This is a genomic window from Nonomuraea sp. bgisy101 (assembly GCF_057708945.1).
Map to the genome: position 1 here is coordinate 241,852 of NZ_JBYITD010000015.1, position 6,883 is coordinate 248,734.

A 6,883-nucleotide genomic window follows, 5' to 3' on the forward strand; every position below is an offset into this window, starting at 1 on the left:
TTCGTCGAGGCCGCCCTGTCGCGCCCGACCCGGAGCCGGCACGCCTCGTGGAACTCACGGCCGACCTCGAATTCACCGGGCGACCGGTCGAGTGACGAGATCGTCACCGACTGACCCTCGGCTCACATGAATGAAAGAAACCAAGGAGATCTCAACCATGATCCTGGTAACCGGTGCCACCGGAAACGTCGGTTCCAACGTCGTCCGCCAACTCCTGGAGGAGGGTGAGAAGGTCCGCGTCATGACCCGCAACCCCAGCGGCCATGCGTTCCCCGACCAGGTCGAAGTCGTGACCGGCGACCTGACACAGTCGGAAGCACTGCCGGGGGCACTGTCCGGCGTCGAGCGGGCCTTCCTGTTCCCCGTTCTCCAGGGGGTCGGCGGATTCCTCGACGCGGCGAAGCGAGCCGGCCTGCGGCATGTCGTGATGCTGTCCTCGGTGTCCGTCACGTGGTCCACGCCCAGCTGGGTCGGCGACGTGCACCTGCGGCTCGAACGATCCGTCGAAGCGTCCGGGTTGCCGTGGACCTTCGTGCGGCCCGACGCGCTCACGACCAACGACCTGGTCTGGGCGCCTCAGATCATCGACGGCGGTGTCGTACGCGGACGCTACGGCGAGGCCGCGACGGCCCCGGTCGACCCGCGCGACATCGCCGCGGTGGCCGTCCGCAGCCTCCTCGATGGGCGTGCCGGCGAGGGGTACTCGGTGACAGGACCGCAGTCGCTGACCCAGATCGACCGCGTGCGCGTCATCGCGGAGACCATCGGGCGGCCGTTGCGGTGGGAGGAGCAGTCCGAGGACTGGTTCCGGGACCAGATGGTCCGCCTCGGCATGCCCGCCCCGGGGATCGACGATTACGTCGACGCGCTCACCGCAAGAGTCGGCAAGACCGCGGAGGTCCTGCCGACGGTCGAACAGGTCACCGGCCGACCGCCCCTCACCTACGCGCAGTGGGTCGCCGACCACGCCGACGCCTTCGGCCCGGCGTCGGCCTGACGGATAGGCGGCACCTGCCGGCGGCCGGGGACGCGAGGGCCGCCGCAGGCTTCGCCGCCAGGTGGGCGAGCGCGAGGCCGGGCCGGCCCTGTGCCACAGGCCATCTCCGGATGACGCTGAGGCGGCCGACCGGGCGCGCCACGTTGGGGCGGCGGGCCGGTGCTGACGCCAACTGCCTTCCGCCGCCGCTCTGCGCGGTGGGCATGTCACGCTCGCCGCAGCCGCCGACGCCTTCCTGGCCACCCCGCGCACGGCCAACCCAGGCACCCACCGCGCTTATCCTGTCCGAACGGCGCCCCGCCCCGGCCCGCCGCCCCGCGGCCGCCGACTCATGACATGTTTGTCACGGCACCCGTACCAGGTCCATACGCAGGAACTCGGTGATGCGCAGCAGCCTCGGTGGGCGTGCCACCTCATCGGGGAGGATCCGGAACGCCTCGTCCTCTCCGACGAGGCGTGGTGCGGCGAGTTCCATTTCCTTCCCGCCGACCCGGAGCCGCGCACCGTCGGCTGCCAGGACGTTCTGCACCCAGTCCGAGCGTGATCCGTACACCAGAACGAACAGGTAGCCGCCGTCGACAGGATGCGCGTCGAGCGGTGTGCGGTACGTCGCGCCAGACATGCGACCGACGTGAATCAGCACCGGCCATGCCCCGCCCGCGATCGCGCGGGGGTTGAACACCCTCTTGTTCACGTGTCCCCACCACCTCGGCATCGGCATCGGGATCCCCTTCTCCCGCCCCGGTGGGGCGCGTCGTTTCACCGAGCCCCCAGCTGATGCGAGCCCCGGGGGGACTTACACTAGTAAGGCGGCTTACGCATGTAAGGCTGGCTTACGCTTGTAAGGTTGTCAACCCGTCCATACCTCCGGGAGCCGTCGTGTCACCACCACAACCGCTCAGCAGAGGTCGCGTGCTGGAAGCCGCGATCCGGGTCGCGGATCGCGGCGGCGTGGAGGCGATCACGATGCGACGCGTGGCGCAGGAACTGGGCGTCGAGGCGATGTCGCTCTACCACCACCTACCGAACAAGGACGCCATCCTCGACGGCGTGGTCGACATGGTGTTCGCGGCGATCAAACTGCCCAGTGCCGAGTGTGACGATTGGCGCGACGCGATCCGTGCGCGCGCTTTCTCCGCGCGTGCGGTCCTGTCGCAGCACAGCTGGGCTCTCAGCCTCATGGACTCCCGTCGCGACCCGGGACCGGCGACGCTACGCCACCACGACGCCGTCCTCGGCGTCCTCCGGAAGGCGGGGTTCACACTGCCGATGGCCGCGCACGCCGTCTCGCTCATCGACAGCTACATCGCCGGGTTCGTCCTCCAGGAGGCGAACCTGCCGATGACGACACCGGACGACGTCGAGGACGTGGCAGGCAGCATCCTCGAGCGCCTGCCGGCGGAGGAGTTGCCGTACCTCACAGAGATGATCGTCGACCACGCCCTGCGGCCGGGCTACGACCACACGAGCGAGTTCGGCTACGGTCTGGACCTGATCCTGGATGCCCTCGAAGCTCGCCGGAGGTAGAGCGCCCGACACCGTCACGCTTGAGGGCCATAGCCGGGCCCGCAGCGCGTGAGCCTCGCGGGACGTCGCGGCGTTACCAGCGGAGCAGGGCGGCGACACCGTTGTGTGGAGCCAGCGGCTGGGCGGCTTCCGCGCCCAGGACGGTGACGAGGGCGCTGCTGTCCAGGGCGGCCTCGATCATGCGTTCGCCGAGATCGGGCTCGTGTTCCACGGCCATGGACTGCGGGGTCTGGTCGAAGTAGAGGTAGCCGTCGGCCCCGCGTGTGCCGCTCCAGCGGCCGTTCTCGTCGAGGAGGAGATGGTCCACCCGGCCATCGTTCAGCAGGGAGAGCGTCTGGTTGAGCCCGAGCACGCCCTTCCCGCCGGACAGCGCCTCATCCCGCACTCGAGCGACCAGTGCCGCGTCCCGTCGTTCGCGGGTCGCGACCAGCTCCGCGGCCACGTGCTCGGCCACCTCCGGCGCCGGCAGCGCGTCCACAATGGTGTCCACCTGCACGACCTTCATCGGATGAAGCGCTGAGGCGAGGATCTCGGTAAGGGCCGCGTCGCCGATCAGCAGCACGTCCGTCCACGACAGCGCCGTGGCTCGATGGCTCACCTCGGGCGCGACCCCTTGCAGGAACCGCCTGAGATGATCGTCGATCCGCCGCTGGTACCTGTCGACTTGCGTGGAGTCCGTCTGCGTCGTTCCGCCTGGACCGGGGCCGCGCATCTGACGCCAGTTCTCGGTGTCCAGGTCGAAGGCGGTCCGGGCGACGTCCTCTGCCACGCCGAACCTGTAGTCGATGAGGCGCACCCCGTCACGCGAGACCAGCACGAGCCCGGCGGGCGCGCTGGTGGCCATCGCGGTGACGAGCGGTCGCACGTATGCCGTCGACTCCAGCACCGCGCTGTCCTGGATGGGCACCTGGAGCGAGATCTTGCGTACCTCCCCGCCGGTCACGGCGGCGAACAGCGCCCGCCCGATCCCCGTCGCCGCGGCGTCGACCAGCTCGCGGATGTCCGGCTCCAACTCCTCCAGCCGGGATAGTACGGCGGCGCGCCGATCCCTGTCCGGCCAGGAGGCGACTCGATCGCGCATGGCGCTGAGCTCGTTGCGCAGACGAATGCCCCAGGCGGGCCTGGTCGACGGCTCTTCCCTCGGGTCGGCGGTCGTGTACAACGACACGACGCCCACCTCGTCCTTCATGGACACGAGCTCGCGGAGGAAGGTCTGGTCGAATACCACGGCGGTCCTCTCCTTGCGTCGGGATCCATTCCGACTCTAGGGACCCTCGAATGCCGCAAATCACACCATCAACGGATGTTTTCCCCTCCTTGACCAACCCCACATCCCTCTCGCTCCCGGCCCTCAGAAGAGAAGCTCCGAGTCGGCTCCTTCCTGTCGGGTCAGCGTTCCGCAGCGCAAGGGCGCCCTCCTTTATCGGGTTTTACCATCACCCGACTTTCCCTTTGAGTCCCTGGGGACAAAGGCCCTGTAGCGCCAGAAAGGGGACTAAGGCGATGTCGAACATGTCGTTCTTCGGCAGTGATCCGTTCCGAGGCTTCGAAGAGCTCACCGGCCGAGTGTTCGGCGGCATGGACCCCTGGCCGCCGTCGCGCCCGAGCGTCCATCGGGTCGACGTGGGCAAGCTGCTGAGCGAGTCCGGTCGCGAACTCCTCACCGACGGCCTGGAGATCGCCGCCGGCCGAGGCGCGGCCGACCTCGACGTGCTCGACCTCCTCGATGCCGCCACCCGGAACGAGCCCACCCGCGGGCTCCTGCAGACGGTGGGCGTGGACGTCTCCCGCCTGCATGACCGGATCGACGCCCTCTTCCCCAAGAGCCGGCCTGGCGAACCGCCGACCACGCTGTCGCCGGCAGCCAAGCGGGCGATACTGGACGCCCAGCGGCTGTCGCGCGCCCTCGAGTCCAGCTATATCGGCCCCGAGCACCTGCTGCTCGCGCTGGCCGCCAACCCCGACTCCAGCGCCGCCAGGCTGCTCGCCGAACAGGGGATCTCGGCCAATGAGCTGCAACAGGCGATCGCCGCCGGAGCCGCCCAGCGCGGCCGCCGCGCAGACGGAGTCACCAGGGGCAGGGCAGAGACTCCCGCACTCGACGAGTACGGCCGTGACCTGACCGAGGAGGCCAGGCAGGGCGACATCGACCCGGTCGTCGGCCGCGAGGACGAGATCGAGCAGGCCATCGAGGTGCTCTCACGCCGCACCAAGAACAACCCGGTGCTCATCGGCGAACCCGGCGTCGGCAAGACCGCCATCGTCGAGGGCATCGCCCAGCGCATCGTCAACGGCAGCGTGCCCGACACGCTCAAGGACCGCCGCGTCATCGCGCTCGACCTGACCGGCATGGTCGCGGGCTCGAAATACCGCGGCGAGTTCGAGGAGCGGATCAAGAAGGTCATCGACGAGGTCCGCGCGCACGCCGACGAGACCATCGTCTTCATCGACGAGGTGCACACCCTGGTCGGCGCGGGCTCGGCAGAGGGCGGCATGGACGCCGCCAACATCCTCAAACCCGCCCTCGCCCGCGGCGAGCTGCATGTCATCGCGGCCACCACCATCGACGAGTACCGCAAGAACATCGAGAAGGACGCCGCGCTCGAACGCCGCTTCCAGCCGATCCTGGTGCCCGAGCCCACTGTCGCTCAGACCGTCGAGATCCTCGCAGGACTCCGCGACGCCTACGAGGCCCACCACCAGGTGCGCATCACCGACGAGGCACTCGACGCCGCCGCGACCCTGTCGGCCAGGTACATCGCCGACCGGTTCCTGCCGGACAAGGCCATCGACCTGATGGACCAGGCCGCCGCCAGAGTACGGCTGCGCGCCCGGACGCCCGCCGCCGACGTGCGCGAGCTCGAGGACCGTCTCGACAGCCTGCACCGCGAGAAGGACCAGGCCGTCTCCTCCGACGACTTCGACCGGGCCAAGCAGCTGACCAAGGAGATCGACAAGCTCCGCCCCGAGCTGGAGAGCGCCCGCCGTGGCCACGACGCGGACGCGCCCAAGGTGGCGGTGGCCGACATCGCCGAGGTGGTCTCGCGCCGCACCGGGATCCCGGTCACCCAGCTCACCGAGCAGGAGCGCGACCGCCTCATGCGACTGGAGGAGCACCTGCACCGGCGGGTCATCGGCCAAGACGAGGCCGTGGTGGCCATCGCCGAGGCGGTGCGCAGGGCCAGGGCCGGGCTGTCCGACCCGAACCGGCCCATCGGCAGCTTCCTGTTCCTCGGGCCCACCGGCGTGGGCAAGACCGAGCTGGCCCGGGCCCTGGCCGGGGCGCTGTTCGGCGGTGAGGACCACATGGTCCGCATCGACATGAGCGAGTTCCAGGAGCGCCACACAGTCGCGCGGCTGATCGGCGCTCCGCCCGGATACGTCGGCTACGAGGAGGCGGGTCAGCTGACGGAGGCGGTGCGCCGCCGCCCGCACGGGGTCGTGCTGCTCGACGAGATCGAGAAGGCCCACCCCGACGTGATGAACATCCTGCTCCAGATGCTCGACGACGGCCGCCTGACCGACGGGCAGGGCCGCACCGTCGACTTCACCAACACGATCGTCATCATGACCAGCAACATCGGCGCCCAGCTCATCCTGAACGCCGACCCCGACTCCACCGAGCTGCAGGACCAGCTCATGGACCTGCTGCGCCACTCGCTGCGGCCCGAACTGCTCAATCGCATCGACGAGACCATCGTCTTCAAGCGGCTGGAGAAGGGACAGCTGCGCCAGATCGTCGACCTGCTGCTTGAGAAGACCCGCCAGCGGCTGCGCAGCCAGGACATCGCGCTGAAGGTCACCGACGCGGCCAAGGACTGGCTGGCCGAGAAGGGCTACCAGCCGGAGTTCGGGGCCCGGCCGCTACGCCGTACCGTGCAAAGAGAGCTCGACAACCGGCTCTCGACCATGGTGCTGACCGGCGAGGTCGGCGAGGGCGGAACCGTCACCGTCGACACGTCACGTCCCTCTGATGCTTCTCGTACGGCGGCCGCGGGGGAGCGGCTCACCCTGAGGGCCACCACGCCGGAAGCAGAGGCCCGGGTTCAGGACGTGCCGGCGGAGAAGTTCGAGAGCACCGATTGAGCGATCTGTTCCGTCTCTGGGGCCGAGACGCGCATCAGGACTTGTTCAGGTAGGTGAGGACGGCGAGGACGCGGCGGTTGTTGTTGTCGTCATCGGTGATGCCGAGTTTGCCGAACAAGGAGGTGGTGTACTTGCTGATGGCGCTCTCACTGAGGACCGGAGCCGTCGGCCAGGAGCTCGCGGGCATACAGCTGTTCGACGTGCTGAGAAAGGACCAAGATCGGCAGTCCGGGAACCTCGCTGGGGGGGGGGAGGGGCGGCCACAAGCCCCCC

General features: G+C 69.2%; 6 protein-coding genes and 1 pseudogene. 3 read left to right on the forward strand and 4 right to left on the reverse strand.

The window, feature by feature from the left end; genetic code table 11:
- Nucleotides 1–157 precede the first annotated feature (157 nt).
- On the forward strand, nt 158–997 hold the full coding sequence (locus AC3EO4_RS28085) for an NAD(P)H-binding protein (protein ID WP_431898555.1): 840 nt from the start codon (nt 158–160) through the stop codon (nt 995–997).
- A 343-nt stretch (nt 998–1,340) separates the two neighbouring features.
- Here the strand turns inward: AC3EO4_RS28085 and AC3EO4_RS28090 are convergent, their stop codons facing one another.
- The gene (locus AC3EO4_RS28090; protein WP_431898556.1) at nt 1,341–1,679 is read right to left on the reverse strand and encodes a nitroreductase family deazaflavin-dependent oxidoreductase; all 339 of its coding nucleotides are present in this window, start codon (nt 1,677–1,679) and stop codon (nt 1,341–1,343) included.
- 230 nt (nt 1,680–1,909) lie between these two features.
- Here AC3EO4_RS28090 and AC3EO4_RS28095 point away from each other — a divergent pair, with 230 nt between their 5' ends.
- Nucleotides 1,910–2,524: a TetR/AcrR family transcriptional regulator gene (locus AC3EO4_RS28095; RefSeq protein ID WP_379580622.1), complete on the forward strand. Its 615-nt coding sequence runs from the start codon at nt 1,910–1,912 to the stop codon at nt 2,522–2,524.
- 73 nt (nt 2,525–2,597) lie between these two features.
- Here the strand turns inward: AC3EO4_RS28095 and AC3EO4_RS28100 are convergent, their stop codons facing one another.
- Nucleotides 2,598–3,752 carry a VLRF1 family aeRF1-type release factor gene (locus tag AC3EO4_RS28100; RefSeq protein ID WP_431898557.1) on the reverse strand — a complete coding sequence of 385 codons (1,155 nt, stop codon included), beginning with the start codon at nt 3,750–3,752 and terminating at the stop codon, nt 2,598–2,600.
- Between the two features lie 275 nt (nt 3,753–4,027).
- Between AC3EO4_RS28100 and AC3EO4_RS28105 the strand changes: the two genes are divergently transcribed.
- The gene (locus AC3EO4_RS28105) at nt 4,028–6,610 is read left to right on the forward strand and encodes an ATP-dependent Clp protease ATP-binding subunit (RefSeq protein WP_379580624.1); all 2,583 of its coding nucleotides are present in this window, start codon (nt 4,028–4,030) and stop codon (nt 6,608–6,610) included.
- 34 nt (nt 6,611–6,644) lie between these two features.
- Here AC3EO4_RS28105 and AC3EO4_RS28110 read toward each other — a convergent pair whose 3' ends face one another.
- Both AC3EO4_RS28110 and AC3EO4_RS28115 read right to left on the reverse strand, forming a co-directional pair.
- Nucleotides 6,645–6,797 carry a hypothetical protein gene (locus tag AC3EO4_RS28110; protein ID WP_431898558.1) on the reverse strand — a complete coding sequence of 51 codons (153 nt, stop codon included), beginning with the start codon at nt 6,795–6,797 and terminating at the stop codon, nt 6,645–6,647.
- Nucleotides 6,766–6,883 (reverse strand): annotated as a pseudogene (locus AC3EO4_RS28115) (DNA-binding response regulator); the annotation flags it as partial. The gene AC3EO4_RS28110 and the pseudogene AC3EO4_RS28115, both read right to left, overlap by 32 nt.

Excerpts from the sequence above, each read along its gene's own strand:
- AC3EO4_RS28085 (WP_431898555.1), top strand. The coding sequence starts at position 158 with ATGATCCTGGTAACCGGTGCCACCGGAAACGTCGGTTCCAACGTCGTC.
- AC3EO4_RS28105 (WP_379580624.1), top strand. The coding sequence starts at position 4,028 with ATGTCGAACATGTCGTTCTTCGGCAGTGATCCGTTCCGAGGCTTCGAA.
- AC3EO4_RS28110 (WP_431898558.1), bottom strand. The coding sequence starts at position 6,797 with ATGCCCGCGAGCTCCTGGCCGACGGCTCCGGTCCTCAGTGAGAGCGCC.